The organism is Palleniella muris (assembly GCF_004792655.1).
Lineage (GTDB): Bacteria > Bacteroidota > Bacteroidia > Bacteroidales > Bacteroidaceae > Prevotella > Prevotella muris_A.
The window spans coordinates 1-16493 of record NZ_SRZC01000009.1 but is presented as its reverse complement, the minus strand read 5'-3'; the positions used below and the strand labels follow the sequence as shown (position 1 = coordinate 16493).

Here is a 16493-nt window from a genome sequence, read left to right as displayed (position 1 = left end):
TAATGACAGTTTTGTCAATATTGTCAGAGTTGTCATTATTGACAGTATTGTCCGGTCAGTACTGACATAACTGCCAATAATGACAATACTGACCTAAACCATTAATTAAAGTCCAAACGCTTTCTTTATCTCCTCCACACGGTCAAGTTTCTCCCATGTGAACAGCTCCACCTCCACCTCTTTCGTGTCGTGGTAGAGTGAGGTGAATGTCTTCCTGACAACCTTGCTCTCACGGCCCACATGACCGTAGGCGGCTGTCTCGCTGTAGATAGGCTGGCGGAGCTTCAGCGCACGCTCAATTGCCTTCGGGCGGAGGTCGAACATTTGGCGTATCTTCTCTGCTATCTCACCGTCCGTCATCTTCACGTTGCTCTTGCCGTAGGTGTCAACATAAATGCTGACAGGCTGTGCCACGCCGATGGCATAAGCGAGCTGCACAAGCATCTCGTCGGCAACACCGGCGGCCACCATGTTCTTGGCGATGTGGCGCGCAGCGTATGCCGCAGAACGGTCAACCTTGGAAGGGTCTTTGCCGGAAAAGGCTCCGCCGCCGTGCGCTCCCTTGCCGCCGTAAGTGTCGACAATGATTTTGCGCCCTGTGAGTCCGGTGTCGCCGTGAGGTCCTCCGATGACAAACTTGCCCGTAGGATTGACGAAATACTTGATGTCGTCGTTGAACAACGCCAGCATCTTGTCGCTTCTGAGCTGTGCCTTCACGCGTGGCATGAGGATGTTGAGCACGTCCTCGCGTATCTTTGCGAGCATCGCCTCGTCCTCGTCAAAGTCGTCGTGCTGTGTGGAAACGACAATGGTGTCTATGCGCTGTGGCACACCCTCGTCACTGTATTCCACCGTAACCTGCGACTTTGAGTCCGGGCGGAGGTACAGCATTTCCCTGCCTTCCTTGCGGATTTCGGCAAGGGTCTTCATGATGAGGTGGGCAATGTCCAGTGAGACAGGGATATAGCGGTCGGTCTCCGTGGTGGCATAGCCGAACATCATGCCCTGGTCGCCTGCTCCCTGCTCGTCCTCCTCGGCACGGGAGACACCCTGGTTGATGTCGCCCGACTGCTCATGGATGGCGGTCATGATGCCGCAGGAGTTGCCGTCAAACTGATATTCGGACTTCGTATAGCCGATTCTGTTGATTGTTCGGCGGGCAATGGTCTGCAAATCAACATATTCACGGGAGGAGACCTCGCCCATGATGACCACCTGTCCGGTGGTGACAAATGTCTCTATGGCGCAGTGGGACTTCTCGTCGTAGGCGAGAAACTGGTCAAGGAGGGCATCGCTTATCTGGTCGGCAACCTTGTCAGGATGCCCTTCCGATACTGATTCTGATGTGAAAAGGTACATATATCTGTTTTCGTTTTGTTCGTTATTAATTACACTTTATGTAACATCTTGTATTTTAAAGAGTTATCAAAGGTTAGCTTTTACTATGCAAAGTGTAGCCTTTGACATGGCGGAAAGTAACCTTTCATGTGGTAAAAGGTTACACTTTGCCGTGTGCATGCCAACCCTTACTTTTTCGTTGCCTTAACGAAGTATGCTATGAGGAGGACATACACCGCGAGACTTGCCACCTCTGACATCGGATTCTCAAGCCATACGGTGTTCACAAAGTCATACTCGAGGAAGCGGATGAACGCCGAAACAACGCCCATCAACGCTCCGCCGGCGATGAGACCGCTGGCGATGAGCGTGCCTTTCTCGCCACGTGCCTCGTTGACAGCCTTGTCCTTGCTGCGTGTTGTGACAAACCAGTTTATCGCGCCACCCACGACAAGCGGGGCGTTAAGTTCCATAGGGATGAACATACCGAGGGCGAAGGCGAGGGCAGGGACACCGGCATAGTTGAGAACCAACGCCAACAGCGCACCGATTCCGTACAGCAGCCATGGCGCACCCGTGCCTGACATCAGTGGCTCTATCACCGCTGCCATGGCGTTTGCCTGCGGAGCGACAAGGGCATTCTCGCCCACAAAGCCGAAAGTCTTGTTCAGGACAATCATCACTCCTCCCACTGTGGCAGCACTTACAAGCACTCCGAGGAACTTCCACATCTCCTGGTTCTTAGGTGTTGTGCCAAGCCAATAGCCTATCTTGAGGTCGGTCACAAAGCCGCCTGCCGTGGACAATGCCGTGCAGACAACACCGCCCATGACCAGTGCCGCCACCATTCCGGCAGAGCCTTTAAGCCCTACGGCAACCATAATGACGGAAGCGAGGATAAGGGTCATGAGGGTCATGCCAGAAACAGGGTTCGTTCCGACAATGGCAATGGCATTGGCTGCCACGGTGGTGAACAGGAACGCTATGACGCCGATGACGAGAATGCCGACAACAGCGTGCATGAGGTTGAAGTCAACCACGCCGACATAGAAGAAGATGAATGTCGCCACAAGAGCCACAATGACTCCCACGGCAATGATTTTCATGGAGATGTCCTGCTGTGTGCGCTCCACCTTGCCGGTTGTTGCGCCCGAACCTTTCAGCTCACGGCTCGCAAGTCCTATCGCGCTGCGTATGATTCCCCACTGCTTCACAATGCCTATCAAGCCTGCCATGGCGATGCCTCCGATACCGATGTGGCGGGCGAAAGTGCTGAAAATCAGCTCCGGTGACATGTCCGTGACACTGCCGAGGGCGGCAAGGTCGAATGTCGGGTTGAGCATCTGCAGCGTCTCGTCGCCAAGGAAAGGCATAAGCGGCACAAGACCGAACCATACTACCGCCGAACCGGCACAGATTATCGCCGCATACTTCAAGCCCACGATGTAGCCGAGTCCGAGAACCGCAGCACTGGTGTTTATGCTGAACACCAGTTTTGCCTTCTCCGCAAGAGCCGCGCCGTAAGGGATGGCACGTGTGGAGAACGCTTCCGCCCATGTGCCGAACGTGGAGACGAGGAAGTCATAGATGCCGCCTATCGCGCCGGCAGTGAGCAAAGTCTTCGCCTGACCGCCACCTTCCTCACCGCTGACAAGCACCTGTGCCGTAGCCGTAGCCTCAGGGAAAGGGTACTTTCCATGCTGCTCCTTGACAAAGAACTTGCGGAACGGGATGAGGAAAAGTATGCCGAGGATGCCGCCGAGAAGGGAGGAGAGGAACACTTGGATGAAGCTCACCGTCACCTCCGGATACTTCGCCTGGATGATATATAGAGCAGGAAGCGTGAAAATCGCTCCCGCCACGATGACTCCCGAACATGCTCCGATGCTCTGGATGATGACATTCTCGCCCAAAGCCTTGCTGCGCTTTGTGGCAGAGGACACTCCAACGGCGATGATGGCGATAGGGATGGCTGCCTCAAACACCTGTCCCACCTTCAGACCGAGGAACGCTGCCGCGGCGGAGAACACAACCGCCATGAGCAATCCCCAACATACGGACCACATATTGACCTCCGGATGGCTCTCCTTGGGAGAGAGCACCGGCTCGTAATTTTCACCCTCCTTCAGCTCGCGGAAGGCATTTTCTGGTAGTTTTGCCATAATATATTATTAAATCAGAGTGCAAAATTACTCATTTTTCTTGAGAATGCCGAATAAAGCTCCTTTTTATTTTGACAAATCATTAAAAATGACTACCTTTGCAAAAGATAATAATCAAACTACAAGGCTATGAGTTTTACTGAAAACGCCATCAACATCTTCAATCGCGCTATCGCCGATTACCATGTGAAAGATAACGTCGACACCCCGATAAACAACCCTTACGAAGAAGGAACAATAGAGAACCGGCTGTACCTGAAGTGCTGGATAGACACCGTGCAGTGGCACTTTGAGGACATCATCCGTGACCCGCAGATTGCTCCGGAAGAGGCTGTCGTGCTGAAAAGGCGCATCGACAAGTCGAACCAGGACCGCACTGACCTTGTGGAACAGATAGACTCTTATTTCCTGAAGCTGTACGCCGACGTGGAAATCCTTGACGGCGCGACAATCAACACAGAGTCGCCGGCATGGGCGATTGACCGCCTCTCTATCCTGCAACTGAAGATTTACCACATGAAGGAACAGGTGGAGCGCGACGATGCGCAATCGGAACACAAGGCAAAATGCAAGGCGAAGCTCGATGTACTGCTCGAACAGAACGTCGACCTCCCTACTGCCATCGACCAGCTCCTCGCCGACATCGAGGCAGGACGCAAGTACATGAAGGTCTACCGACAGATGAAGATGTACAACGACCCAACAACAAACCCTGTCCTTTACAAGAAATAAGCACCCGGAGGAGTAGGGCGCGGATTATGGCTTGATGCATCATGTTACATCAAGCCGGAATCCCCACGCCCCACCTCTCCGACCCGCAACCAACTTAATGAAACTACTCTGCATAAGATTCTCTGCCATCGGCGATGTCGCCATGACAGTGCCTGTAGTCAAGGCTCTTGCCATGGCACACCCGGACATACACATCATCATGGTCAGCCGTCCGTTTGCCAAGGCGTTCTACGAGGGACTTGCACCGAATGTGGAATTTGTGGGGATGAACCTGAAAGACAGCCGCTACAAAGGTATCGGCGGACTGAGGCATGTCTATCATGACCTCCGTGCACTGAAACCGGACATGGTGGCAGACTTGCATGATGTCCTGCGCACAAAATATGCCCGTCTGCGTTTCCGCATGGCGGGCATCCCTGTATCTTATATCGACAAGAACCGCGCCGCAAGGAAGGAAATAACACGCCGGGAGGATAAAATCCTAATGCAGCAGGCCACTTCCTTCGAGAAATACAAGGCAGTGTTCAGCCGGCTGGGACTGGATTTCGAGATTCCAAAGGAAGCGCCTCTGTCACCGAAAGAGCCGCCTGTCGGAATCCCGGAAAAGGCTGTCGGCATAGCTCCTTTTGCCGCCCATGACGGCAAAATCTACCCTGTGGACAAGATGGAGACGGTCATCAGACTGCTGAAAAGGCAGCATCCCGACCTCAGCATCTACCTCTTCGGCGGCGGACCGAGGGACAAAGCGCAGTTCAGCACATGGCAAAGCATGTATGACAATGTGCTGTATGCCGGGGAGTTCTGCCGTGACATGGGCGATGAGCTTGCCGTGATGAAGCGCATGAAGTGCATGGTGACAATGGATTCGGGCAACATGCATCTCGCATCCCTTGTCGGCACACCGGTCGTAAGCATCTGGGGAGCGACGCATCCGTTCACGGGCTTCATGGGCTGGGGACAGAGCAAGGATGACATTGTGCAGGCGGAACTGCCGTGCCGCCCGTGCAGCATCTACGGCAACAAGCCTTGCCTGCGTGGCGATTATGCCTGCCTGAACAGCATAAAGCCGGAGGAGATTGTCGGGAAAGTCGGGAAATATCTGTAATTAAGATAAACAAGTAACTGTTGGAAATTAGTTTTAGTACAAACATAACTTAAATGTAAAATAATTTACAATAGTTACTTAAAAACACCACTATAACATGAACAAAATCATTAGAAAAGAACAGTTCTCCGAGAAGGTTTTCCTTTTCGAGGTTGAGGCACCGCTGATTGCAAAGTCAAGAAAGGCGGGGCATTTTGTCATTGTACGTGTCGACAAGAAGGGTGAGCGCATGCCGCTGACCATCGCGGACGCTGACACAAGCAAAGGAACAATCACACTTGTGGTTCAGGAAGTGGGACTGTCAAGCAAGAAGCTCTGTCGCCTTAATGTCGGCGACACTATCCTTGACATCGTCGGACCTCTTGGCAACGCCACACGAATCGAGAACTATGGCACTGTGCTCTGTGCTTCCGGAGGTGTCGGCACGGCACCGCTGCTGCCTATCGTCAAGGCATTGAAGGCTGCCGGAAACCGTGTGCTGTCTGTCATTGCGGGACGCACAGCCGAGCTTGTCATCCTCGAGGACGAGATAAGGAAATATTCCGACGAGGTGATTGTAATGACCGATGACGGCTCAAAGGGCGAGAAAGGTGTCGTGACCGTGGGCATGGAGAAGTTCATAGACCGGGAGCATATCGACAAGGCGATAGCCATCGGTCCTGCAATAATGATGAAGTTCGCGTCAATGACCACCCTGAAGCATGACATTCCGACAGAGGTGTCGCTCAACACTATCATGGTCGACGGAACGGGAATGTGTGGTGCATGCCGCCTTTCAATAGGCGGAAAGACAAAGTTCGTGTGCATCGACGGTCCTGAATTTGACGCCGCGCTTGTCGATTGGGACGAGATGCTGAAGCGTATGGGCACTTTCAAGAATGCCGAGCGTGACGAACTGGAGCATTTCGCCGAGCACCTTGCGGACAAGGATGACGCTGAGGAGACCTGCAAGGCTGTCGCCGCAACTGCTGAAAATGCTGACTCTGCCGATGCTCCGCTGTCGGAACTGACCGACCGCAACGCTCCTTGGCGTGAGGAACTGCGCAAGGCGATGAAGCCGAAGGAGCGCACCGCCATCGAGCGAGTGACGATGCCTGAGCTTGACCCTGTCTATCGTGCCACAACCCGCACGGAGGAGGTCAACAAGGGTCTCACCCCTGAGCAGGCTCTCATTGAGGCAAAACGCTGCCTTGACTGTCCGAAACCGCAGTGTGTGGAGGGCTGTCCGGTAAGCATCAATATTCCTTCGTTCGTCAAGAACATAGAGCGAGGAGAGTTCCTTGCCGCTGCAAAAGTGCTGAAATCCACTTCCGCACTCCCTGCTGTCTGTGGACGTGTATGCCCGCAGGAGAAGCAGTGTGAGTCAAAGTGTATACATCTGAAGATGAATGAGCCGGCTGTGGCTATCGGCTATCTTGAGCGTTTCGCTGCCGACTATGAGCGCGAGAGCGGCAAGGCGGCACTCCCTGAGTGCGCACCTGCCAATGGCATCAAGGTGGCTGTCGTCGGTTCCGGTCCTTCAGGACTGTCTTTCGCCAGCGATATGGTCAAGAAAGGCTACGAGGTTCATGTCTTCGAGGCTCTCCACGAGATAGGCGGCGTGCTGAAATACGGCATCCCTGAGTTCCGTCTTCCTAACAGTATCGTGGAGTTTGAGATAGACAACCTCCGCAAACTCGGTGTGAAGTTCTACACAGACACTGTTGTCGGCAAGACAATCTCTGTCGATGAGCTTGAGCAGCAGGGATTCAAAGGCATCTTTGTCGGCTCAGGTGCGGGTCTTCCTAACTTCATGAACATCAGCGGAGAGAACCTCCTGAACATCATGTCGTCCAACGAATATCTCACACGTGTCAACCTTATGGACGCTGCCAACCCGACAATGGACACACCGCTCAACCCTGCGAAGTCCGTCCTTGTTGTCGGCGGAGGCAACACAGCGATGGACTCATGCCGTACGGCGAAGCGTCTCGGTGCTGATGTGACTCTCGTCTACCGTCGTTCGGAAGCTGAGATGCCGGCACGTCTGGAGGAAGTGAAGCATGCAAAGGAGGAGGGAATAAACTTCCTTACGCTGCATAATCCTGTCGAGTACATAGGTGACGAGAACGGTGCTGTAAAGCAGGCGGTGCTTGCTGTCATGGAACTCGGAGAGCCGGACGCTTCCGGACGCCGCTCACCTGTTGACACCGGCAAGCGCATTACGATAGACGCCGACCAGGTCGTCGTGGCTGTCGGAGTATCTCCTAACCCACTTGTGCCTAAGTCTGTTGCAGGCTTGGAGCTCGGACGCAAGAACACCATCGTCGTGAATGACAACATGGAGTCATCCCACAAAGGACTTTATGCCGGCGGCGACATCGTCCGCGGCGGTGCGACAGTCATCCTCGCAATGGGCGACGGACGCCGTGCAGCGGCGAACATGGATGCCGCTCTGAGCGAATAACCAACTAATCATAAACGCAACCTCCCACCGACCGCCTTGCAACAGGCTGCCGGTGGGAGGTTTTGCAATTATCAAAACTTATCGGCTTTGGCAAAGAATGAATCCTTACAACAGCGATTGGCTTATGGTGTGGCAGCAGGATGGTGGTGCACTTACTCTTCTCATGCTCCGCACCGGTTCACATTCCGACCTGTCCTAACGCCTGATAATATGATTATACAGATGCAATAAAGCTATGATTATAGCTGCCCTAAACCATAATATATATAGACATTATGGTTTCAGGACAGCTGTAATCTCATTTATTCTCTCATTATCAGAGTGGATAAAGCCTTACAGTATCACTTTCACGGTCTTGCCGGAAGCATAGCAGAGGATGTAGATGTCAGAAGGAAGTGCCATGAGCTGTGAACGGTCAGCCTTCTGAAGCAGTTTCATGCCTTTAAGGTTATAGACCATGAGGAAGAAGATGATGTAGTTTTCTCTTTCATTTTTCTTATTGAGTTGGAGTTAAAAAATAATACCTTCCAAAGGTACTGTTTTTTACTCACATACAAGTTGAGCACTCACTAAAAAAACATTAAAACTCATTCTGCACTACGGAAAAGAATAGTATGCAATAGCTTCCCATGGTTTTCATACAGCCACTTCGGAATATGGTTCCGGCAAGTGCCATTCGGAGTTTTCATAACGAGAATGTCTTGTCCCAGACATTACCGCGCCCCTCTTTCCTGAAGATAAAGAAGTTTATGGCATAGTGCATAACCACGAAAAGCAGCACATCGACGACAATCATCAGTGTCTGGCTGATGTTGGAGACAAGATAATTGACCGTGATGAACATGACAGACAGGAGCAGTATCGCCACCATCGTCATCCTTCCCGTAAGTCCGGCGCGCAGGAGTTTGTGGTGGATATGGTTCTTGTCCGGCAGGAACGGGTTGCGTCCGTCACGCAGACGGGAGGCGAAAACGCGCACAACGTCGAGCAGAGGTATGGCAAGTGTGCTCAGCGCCACTATACCAATGTTGTGGAGAGAGACATTCCACACCGGGTCCTTTTGCCAGAAATGCAGGATAAGGAACGACAGCGTGAAGCCCAGAGTGAGGCTTCCTGCATCGCCCATGAAGGTCTTGTCGCGCTTGCAGAACACATTATAATAAAAGAAAGAGACAAGCACTCCGAGATAAGCCACCGGAATCAGTGCCCACGTGAAGTTCCCGGAGATGATGTTCAGCCCGGCAATCACCGTCATCGCCACTATGGACAGCCCCGATGCAAGTCCGTCAATGCCGTCGATAAGGTTCATGGCGTTGGTGACATAGACCACGAAGAGCACCGTGAAAGGCATGCCTATCCAAAACGGGACGGCACGGATGAAGAAGACATAGGAGAAGTCTGCCACCCAAAGTCCGCTCACGCAGAGCAGCACGGCGGCAGAAATCTGCACGCAGAACTTCATCTTGTAGCCCACTCCGTGTATGTCGTCGTACAATCCTATGACATAGAGCATCATCGCCCCTGCCATATATGCCATGAAATGCTGTATCGTGGCACCTTCCCAAACCTTGTCGCCCATCACGCCCATGCGCAGCAGTACCACCAGCACAAGCGTAATAGCAATGACCACAGTGGGGAGGAACATCACGCCGCCCACCCTCGGAATGGGAATCTGATGCACCTTCCTGCTGTCGGGAAGGTCATAGAGGTGGAGCTCTTTCGCCACAGCCACCACACGCGGGGTGAGGAAAATGCCTATGCAGAGGGTGATGACGAAGGTCACAGCCAAAACAAATATAACGTTCATTGTAAGTCCTTTGTATGTTCTATAATAGTCAGTCCTGATGCCTTTTCAATATTTCTCAAAGTGCAGACGAAGCATCTTGTCACGCAGCACCATTCTGTCTCCCGTCAGCCGCTCTACGAAAAAGGAGTCTTGCAGACTGTTGATTCCGTGGCGGTTGATGTCGGCAAACCATTTGTCTTCCGTCACTTTCCCATCCCCCAAGGTACGGTCGGAGAGATAAGGTTCGGTGACAGCCACTGTGTCTTTTGCATGGCTGAAACGGTAGACGAACTGCATTCTTGTGGGCATGTCCTCCGACTGCATCAAGTCTGCCTGGAAAGCCCAGAACACACGCTGCCCGCTGTAGTCCACAGAGACACCGCTGCTGAGCGTGTCCACCTGCCTTAACGACCAGTAGCCGTCCAGTTTGCCGTTGTCGGAACTGTGCAGCGAGCATGCCGCAAGCACAGCCGAGAGGATTATGGCGTAGATTGTTTTTTTCATGGTTTGTGTTTTTTTCTAATTTGACAACTTGACAATTTGACAACTTGTTAGGTTTGTGAAAAACTAAAGCTCATACTTTACCGTCATCTGCACTGCCTTGTTGTCGCCGCGAAGCTCACCGAAGTCCGCGCCAAGTCCGAGGGTGAAGGTCACAGGGCGCAGGAAAGAGGACTCTTTCGGAGTGCGGTAGGAGGCCTCGAGAAGCAGGCTCGTGTTCTCCTTCGGTGACATGTATGGGTCTGCATACCTGCCCCAACCCTTCTGCCAGCTTGCCTTCAGGCGGTAGTGCAGTCCCTGAAGAGGGTCGCCGGCAACACCGAAATGCACAGCGCGGAAGCGGTTGCAGTGCGTTCCTATGTACCCGTCATCGTTGTAAAGAGGGGAGAGGTACAGCGGATTGCCCATCACCTGCCCCCAATGCTGCCACCCGGAAAGGCAATAGTGGTTATAGTAGTCGTCCCGTCCGGCAACATGGTCGCTGATGTTCTCCGTGCGGTCATGGTAGATAGGACCGGACTGGTACGTGGTGTTCATGTATTCCAGCACGAATTTGTTGACGATTTTCACCTTCTTCAACTGCAAGTCAAAGCCGAGATTGAAGTCCTTCAATGAATAAACGAAATACCGGCTGCGCTCCTTCACATTCCAGTTCTCGCCCGAACCGTAGCCGTCATAATCGAGGAAGAACAGTCCCGAATGGTCCTCAAAGTAATGGTCCATGTACAGTCCTGCCGTCACACGGTCGTCATTCCACTGCAACCGTGCCACCCACGAACCGAGGATGTTGCCTTCGGCGTTCTCATAAATCCCCTCACCGGCATCGGCTGTCGCACTGCCTACAAAGGCATTCCAGTAGCTTCCGAGGTTGTTCTTCAGCTTGACCGCCTCCTCATGGTTCTCGTTCTCGTCCGTTCCTGCCCAGTTGTAGACAGTTCCGCCGAACTGCGCTGCCATTTCCAGTCCGAGAGTAAGTGTCAGATGATGATGTTCATCGTCCTTTCCAATGCGCAGATAGCCGGATTTCTGATGATAGCGCGTGTTCTTGTTCCATTTGTTCGGTGTCCCTTTGGCAAACGATTCCTGCCAGTTGCCGTCGGTCATCATGCCGAAGGCGAGATGACCCTTGAAGGCAAACCACCTGCCGAGTATAGGAATCGTCCAGTAGTCGTTAAGCCCGAGGCGCACCTGAGGCACGGGACGCGCATTGATGCCGAGGGTCTGCGCACCGCTTGCAAGCTCATTGTCACGCAGTTCCATAGGCTGCTGCTTGCTGCCTATGGTCAGCGAACCGAGCTTGTAACGCCCCTCAAAATACGCCTGCTGCACAATGAACGACGAGGTCGTGTTGTACGCCGTGGCGATGTCCAGCCCGTAGCCCACTCCCCACCGTCGTGTGCTGTCGGCAGCGACATCACGCTCCACCGCCACACGCAAGTATCCGTTGTCCGAATCGAGCGACGAGAGACCGTATTTGTTGGCGTTGAGCCACAAAGGATTGTGCCCTTTGCCCACCGTCACCTGTGTCTCGGCATACGCACCTATGCCGGAGAAGATGTCGCGCTTTGCATCTGCACCGCCCTCAGTCTGCCCGAAGACGGACAGGCTGCCCAACACCGCCGCCACCAATGTATATGTTCTCTTTGTCATTCTCATAAATCTTCATTGCGGAGAAGCCCGCAGAATCATAGTCCTTTAGTTTTTAACGCAAAACGACCTTGTTTATTTTATAATTGATGCAATAAATTGGAAAGTTTCTTTTCCTGCCTGTCCATTTCCCCGCTTTCCACCTTCTCGCAATCAAAATGACGCGAATTTCTTTGTTTTTCAAAATTAAATGCTTATCTTTGTAGCGCAATTTGCGTTACGCAATTTGCGCAATAAGCATAAAATCCTAACACAAAGACCGTTACAATGAAGACAAAGAACCCTTTCCTGACATACGGATACATCAGTCCGGAGTTCTTCTGCGACCGCGAAGAAGAGACCGCGACCCTAATTTCCGCGCTGGAAAACGGGAGGAACATCACACTGGTGAGTAGCCGGCGCATGGGCAAGACAGGGCTCATACATAACGCTTTCCACCGTATAGGCAAGGACATGCCGGAAGTGAAATGCTTCTATCTTGACATTTTCCCCACCAATTCGCTTAGAGAGTTCACACTGCTGTTAGCCCAAACCATCCTCGGGCAGCTGGATTCATTCAGCGAAACGATGCTCGGCAGACTGACATCGTTCTTCAAAAGCTGCCGTCCTGTTGTCTCTGTCGACAGCATGACGGGCGCGCCGTCGGTGACTCTCGATTTTGTCCCTGACAATGCAGAGCAGACATTGGGAGAGATTTTCGAGTATATGAAGCAGAGTGGCAGGGAATGTGTCGTCGCCATCGACGAGTTCCAGCAGATAACGGAATATCCGGAGAAAGGGGCAGAGGCTATGATTCGCTCCCACATCCAGTTCCTTCCGAACGTAAGTTTCATATTTTCAGGCAGCAAGCGCCATATAATGCTTGACATGTTCATGTCACCGAAACGACCTTTCTACCAAAGCACGCAGAAGATGCACATCGGAAGCATTGACGAAAGGAAATACCATAGGTTTGCCGCATGCCACTTTGCCAAAAGGGGTATCACGATGGATGAAGGCACTTTCCATTATCTGTACACAGTATTGTTCGGGCACACGTGGTACATACAGCGTCTGTTGAACAAGGTTTTCGAGATTTGCGAAGGCAATGTCTGTGAGCCGGACATCAACGAATGCATAAGGATAATAATCAGCGAGGAGGAGTTTAATTTCCAGCAACAGCTCTCCATGCTGACCCTCAACCAGCGGAAGCTGCTGACAGCCATTGCCAAGGAAGGCACTGTGGAGAGCATCAATGGAAAGGATTTCCTGCAAAGCCATTCGTTAGGCGCATCGAGCAGCATCAACCGCGCACTGGAGAACCTGCTGAAGAACGAGTTTGTCATGGACAATGGTAACAGCTACCAAGTCTATGACCGCTTCATGGGTATATGGTTGAGAGTCTCATGCGGATTCTGAAGATACGTGGGGATAATCCTCAGAAATCCTCAAGAATCCGCATGAGAAACATACCTGGCAGATGCAGCATTTCCAAAGGTAACCTTTTGCATGGTAAAAGGTTACCTTTCGTGATGTAAAACGTTACCTTTTGCATGGTCAAGTGTTACCTTGTGCCATGTCAACAATTTGCCAACAATCTGTTATCTTCGACAGCTGTGTGCTGAAATGCACAGCTGTTTCTTGTTGTCAGTATAGTGTGTTTTATGCGACATCACAGCTTCCGTGCCTCTTTCTTGCAGTTTTCGAGGGCTTTGAGGAAACTTTCCTTTGCACAGAGGCGTGCGAAACCTGCGCTTGCGCAAAGGCGTGCGGCGTCGGTGTCGCTCTGGTAGTGGAAGCCCACGATAGTGCGGCTGGCACCGAGTTCATAGCCTACGCGCATGATTTCCGTTCCATGCTCGGGATAGATGGCGGTGAGGAGCATCGCAGCCGCCCATGCGCGCACGGTGTGGCCTGACGGATAGGATGTGTAGTCCGTAGGTCCCTCGTCCTCGGGGATAGGGGTCGCCTCCTTGAAATGCTGGTATGGGCGGTGGCGCGCGAAGGTGTTCTTGGCGTGCTGTATGCCGCCTCGCACGTCCTGCATCAGCCCTTTCAGGGTCTTTGTGAGCACAGGGCAGTTCTTTTCGGTCAGTTCTTTGCCCACGGCGGGCGAGAAGCGTTTGAGATAGTACGCTATGGATGTGTTGGCATCCATTACGGCTGTGTCGCCGCGTGCCGTGAGACGCAGGCGCTTGCCCTTTTCGTAGATGATGCTGTCGTTGGTGAATTCCTCCGTTCCGAACTCCGGTGGTGCCGGGAGGTAGTGCAGGGCGTCGGGCATACTGTCGCCTTCATCGAGGAATGTCAAGCCGTAGCCCCATTTCTGGTTCTTTATCTCTTTCTGCGCAGAGGCAGGCAGGACAAGGAGGAAGAGGGCGATGATGAGATGGATTGGTTTCATTTTGGGTTGTTGTTTGGCAGGGTTGTAGGTCGCGCCAATATTGTCAGTTGTGTCAGTACTGACGGTACTGACGCTGTTTTCGCGACTGACAATACTGACAAACCTGATTAAATGTTTGCCTTTATAAGTTCCATGAGACGCTCCACCGCCTCTTCGGCAGGGATGTTCTTCTGCACACACTCCTTCTGCTTGTAGAGGGAGACGCGGCCCGGACCTGCTCCGACATAGCCGAAATCAGCGTCCGCCATTTCGCCCGGACCGTTGACTATGCAGCCCATGATACCGATTTTCAGTGTCTTGAAACGGCTGTCGTGCTCCGCTTCGCTGTTCACGGCTTCTTTTATGCGTGCTATTGTTGACTGGAGGTCGTAGAGCGTGCGGCCGCAACCGGGGCAGGAGATGAACTCAGGTTTTGTGAAGCGTACTCGTGCTGCCTGCAAGATGCTGTCGGCAAGGGCGGTGAGGTCAGTGTCGAGAAGTGCGGAATGGTTTTCTATTACAAGGTCTTTCGCCTTGCCGTCGATAAGCAGTGCGCCTGCCGACATTGCCGCTTTCAGCTGCAAATCCTCAAGATTGTCCTCACTGAACGACAGGAAAAGTGTGCCGTCGGTTATGACAGCGTTCTCCCTTTTTCCGGCACATTCGGCGATTGCAGCCACGAGTTTTTTCGCCACAGGTATCTCGCATTCCGGCTCTTCGGAAAGACTCACACGGATTGTGTCGCCTATTCCTTCGGTCAGGAGTGCTCCGATGCCCACGGCAGACTTTATTCTGCCGTCCTCACCCTCGCCCGCTTCCGTCACACCGAGGTGCAATGGGTAGTGCATATCCTCCTTGTCCATAGCTTCGACAAGCAGGCGCACGCTCTGCACCATGACCACTGTGTTGGACGCTTTTATGGAGATGACGACATCGTTGAAGTCCTCCTTGCGGCAGATGCGCAGGAATTCGAGGCATGACTCGACGATTCCCGCAGGAGTGTCGCCGTAGCGTGACATGATGCGGTCGGACAGTGAGCCGTGGTTTACGCCTATGCGCACGGCGGTGTTGTGCTCGCGGCAGATGTCGAGGAACGGCACGAAGCGGCTTTCAATCTTACGCAGTTCGGCTGCATATTCCTCGTCCGTGTACTCCAACTGCTTGAAAGTCCTTGCCGGGTCGACATAGTTTCCGGGGTTTATGCGCACCTTCTCACAGTAAAGTGCCGCCGTGTCCGCCACGTTTGCATTGAAATGCACGTCGGCAACGAGAGGAGTCATGATGCCTTCCGCCTTGAGAGCGGCAGAGATGTTGCGCATGTTCTCCGCCTCGCGGTTGCCCTGCGTTGTCAGGCGGACAAGCTCTCCGCCGGCAGTCACGATGCGTTTGGTTTGCTCGACGCAAGCCACGGTGTCGTTGGTGTTGGTGGTTGTCATCGACTGCACACGTATCGGGTTGTCTCCGCCGATGGCAGTTGTGCCGACATGTGTGACGGTAGTCCTTCTTCTTTCCATGGTCCGGTGTCAGTTAGTCTTGTAAGTGTACTTCACCTCGGCGAGGTCCTGGTTAGCCTTCTCTATCTTCTTGCAGAGAGAAGCCTTGTAGTTAGCGAGGCGTTCTGCCACGGCTGTGTCGGAGAGGGCTATCATCTCCATTGCGAGGATAGCCGCGTTGAGTGACGCGTTGACACCTACGGTGGCGACAGGGATTCCCGGCGGCATCTGGATGATGGAGTAGAGAGCGTCCACACCGTCAAGCACGCTGCCTTTGACAGGCACACCTATGACGGGAAGTGTCGTGGATGCTGCGATGACTCCCGGCAGTGCGGCAGCCATTCCGGCAGCGGCGATAATCACTTTTATGCCACGTGCGGCAGCATTCTTTGCGAAATCCTCCACTGCATCGGGAGTGCGGTGGGCTGAGAGAGCGTTCACTTCGAAAGGAATCTGCTGCTCGTCGAGGAATTTCATAGCCTTTTCCATTACCGGCAGGTCGCTTGTGCTGCCCATGATGATTGATACCAATGGTTTCATGTTTCTGTAGTTTTTATTGTTGTTTTATGTTGTTTTTGCGTTTGTAGCTGTCTGTTCTCCTTATTGAAGTTGTTTAAACTAATTGTATTTAAGACATTTTTTAACAAACATGACTATGAATGCCAGATAGTTCCACCCTTTCCAGCTATCCACAGTTGTGTCAAACCGTATAAGCACAGCCCTGAATCCGTCCATCCATGCATTCGTCCTCTCTACTGTCCACCGTTCTTTGTACATCAGTTCATCAAACAGATACTCTTCCGAAGAGTCTGTGCCATTCCTGCGGTTTGGGCACACGTTGGAGATTATGCCATGCTTGTCCATGGCAAGGCGCAGTTTCAAGCCGTCAAAGCCTGCGTCAAGGTTGCAGAACAAGCCGTC

Annotated in this window: 12 protein-coding genes and 1 pseudogene; 4 read left to right on the top strand and 9 right to left on the bottom strand. The window is 52.7% G+C overall.

The window, feature by feature from the left end; all coding sequences use genetic code 11:
- Nucleotides 1–105: 105 nt before the first annotated feature.
- Both metK and E5358_RS06615 read right to left on the bottom strand, forming a co-directional pair.
- Nucleotides 106–1359 (bottom strand): methionine adenosyltransferase, encoded by a 1254-nt coding sequence (gene metK / locus E5358_RS06620; protein ID WP_135939447.1) that lies wholly within the window; start codon nucleotides 1357–1359, stop codon nucleotides 106–108.
- Between the two features lie 167 nt (nucleotides 1360–1526).
- Nucleotides 1527–3500, bottom strand: a complete 1974-nt coding sequence (locus E5358_RS06615) for an OPT family oligopeptide transporter (RefSeq protein ID WP_135939446.1) — start codon at nucleotides 3498–3500, stop codon at nucleotides 1527–1529.
- Between the two features lie 129 nt (nucleotides 3501–3629).
- Between E5358_RS06615 and E5358_RS06610 the strand changes: the two genes are divergently transcribed.
- The 3 genes from E5358_RS06610 to E5358_RS06600 all read left to right on the top strand — a co-directional run bounded on the left by E5358_RS06610 (nucleotide 3630) and on the right by E5358_RS06600 (nucleotide 7783).
- Nucleotides 3630–4232 (top strand): DUF4254 domain-containing protein, encoded by a 603-nt coding sequence (locus E5358_RS06610; protein ID WP_135939445.1) that lies wholly within the window; start codon nucleotides 3630–3632, stop codon nucleotides 4230–4232.
- Nucleotides 4233–4329: 97 nt separating this feature from the next.
- Nucleotides 4330–5337, top strand: a complete 1008-nt coding sequence (locus E5358_RS06605; protein WP_135939444.1) for a glycosyltransferase family 9 protein — start codon at nucleotides 4330–4332, stop codon at nucleotides 5335–5337.
- A gap of 97 nt (nucleotides 5338–5434) precedes the next feature.
- Nucleotides 5435–7783, top strand: coding sequence for a bifunctional dihydroorotate dehydrogenase B NAD binding subunit/NADPH-dependent glutamate synthase (locus tag E5358_RS06600; protein WP_135939443.1), 2349 nt, complete (start codon nucleotides 5435–5437; stop codon nucleotides 7781–7783).
- A gap of 685 nt (nucleotides 7784–8468) precedes the next feature.
- On the opposite strand, the gene E5358_RS06595 is transcribed toward E5358_RS06600, so the two are convergent.
- The 3 genes from E5358_RS06595 to E5358_RS06585 all read right to left on the bottom strand — a co-directional run bounded on the left by E5358_RS06595 (nucleotide 8469) and on the right by E5358_RS06585 (nucleotide 11720).
- Nucleotides 8469–9590 (bottom strand): MraY family glycosyltransferase, encoded by a 1122-nt coding sequence (locus tag E5358_RS06595; RefSeq protein ID WP_135939442.1) that lies wholly within the window; start codon nucleotides 9588–9590, stop codon nucleotides 8469–8471.
- Between the two features lie 45 nt (nucleotides 9591–9635).
- Complete coding sequence (locus tag E5358_RS06590) at nucleotides 9636–10073, bottom strand: lipocalin-like domain-containing protein (RefSeq protein ID WP_135939441.1); 438 nt, start codon at nucleotides 10071–10073, stop codon at nucleotides 9636–9638.
- Nucleotides 10074–10136: 63 nt separating this feature from the next.
- Nucleotides 10137–11720: a capsule assembly Wzi family protein gene (locus E5358_RS06585; protein WP_135939440.1), complete on the bottom strand. Its 1584-nt coding sequence runs from the start codon at nucleotides 11718–11720 to the stop codon at nucleotides 10137–10139.
- A 264-nt stretch (nucleotides 11721–11984) separates the two neighbouring features.
- On the opposite strand from E5358_RS06585, the gene E5358_RS06580 reads away from it, so the two are divergent.
- Nucleotides 11985–13115, top strand: coding sequence for an AAA family ATPase (locus tag E5358_RS06580; RefSeq protein WP_135939439.1), 1131 nt, complete (start codon nucleotides 11985–11987; stop codon nucleotides 13113–13115).
- Nucleotides 13116–13368: 253 nt separating this feature from the next.
- Here the strand turns inward: E5358_RS06580 and E5358_RS06575 are convergent, their stop codons facing one another.
- The 4 genes and pseudogenes from E5358_RS06575 to E5358_RS06560 form a co-directional block, all read right to left on the bottom strand.
- A complete protein-coding gene (locus tag E5358_RS06575; RefSeq protein ID WP_135939438.1) occupies nucleotides 13369–14100 on the bottom strand; it encodes an acid phosphatase in 732 nt (243 codons plus the stop codon).
- Between the two features lie 107 nt (nucleotides 14101–14207).
- A complete protein-coding gene (gene ispG / locus E5358_RS06570) occupies nucleotides 14208–15593 on the bottom strand; it encodes a (E)-4-hydroxy-3-methylbut-2-enyl-diphosphate synthase (protein WP_135939437.1) in 1386 nt (461 codons plus the stop codon).
- Nucleotides 15594–15602: 9 nt separating this feature from the next.
- Nucleotides 15603–16112, bottom strand: a complete 510-nt coding sequence (gene purE, locus E5358_RS06565) for a 5-(carboxyamino)imidazole ribonucleotide mutase (RefSeq protein WP_135939436.1) — start codon at nucleotides 16110–16112, stop codon at nucleotides 15603–15605.
- 78 nt (nucleotides 16113–16190) lie between these two features.
- Nucleotides 16191–16493, bottom strand: a pseudogene (locus E5358_RS06560) (IS5/IS1182 family transposase); the annotation flags it as partial.

Excerpts from the sequence above, each read along its gene's own strand:
- E5358_RS06590 (WP_135939441.1), bottom strand. The coding sequence starts at position 10,073 with ATGAAAAAAACAATCTACGCCATAATCCTCTCGGCTGTGCTTGCGGCA.
- E5358_RS06595 (WP_135939442.1), bottom strand. The coding sequence starts at position 9,590 with ATGAACGTTATATTTGTTTTGGCTGTGACCTTCGTCATCACCCTCTGC.
- E5358_RS06610 (WP_135939445.1), top strand. The coding sequence starts at position 3,630 with ATGAGTTTTACTGAAAACGCCATCAACATCTTCAATCGCGCTATCGCC.
- E5358_RS06585 (WP_135939440.1), bottom strand. The coding sequence starts at position 11,720 with ATGACAAAGAGAACATATACATTGGTGGCGGCGGTGTTGGGCAGCCTG.
- purE (WP_135939436.1), bottom strand. The coding sequence starts at position 16,112 with ATGAAACCATTGGTATCAATCATCATGGGCAGCACAAGCGACCTGCCG.
- E5358_RS06575 (WP_135939438.1), bottom strand. The coding sequence starts at position 14,100 with ATGAAACCAATCCATCTCATCATCGCCCTCTTCCTCCTTGTCCTGCCT.
- metK (WP_135939447.1), bottom strand. The coding sequence starts at position 1,359 with ATGTACCTTTTCACATCAGAATCAGTATCGGAAGGGCATCCTGACAAG.
- E5358_RS06580 (WP_135939439.1), top strand. The coding sequence starts at position 11,985 with ATGAAGACAAAGAACCCTTTCCTGACATACGGATACATCAGTCCGGAG.
- E5358_RS06600 (WP_135939443.1), top strand. The coding sequence starts at position 5,435 with ATGAACAAAATCATTAGAAAAGAACAGTTCTCCGAGAAGGTTTTCCTT.
- ispG (WP_135939437.1), bottom strand. The coding sequence starts at position 15,593 with ATGGAAAGAAGAAGGACTACCGTCACACATGTCGGCACAACTGCCATC.
- E5358_RS06615 (WP_135939446.1), bottom strand. The coding sequence starts at position 3,500 with ATGGCAAAACTACCAGAAAATGCCTTCCGCGAGCTGAAGGAGGGTGAA.
- E5358_RS06605 (WP_135939444.1), top strand. The coding sequence starts at position 4,330 with ATGAAACTACTCTGCATAAGATTCTCTGCCATCGGCGATGTCGCCATG.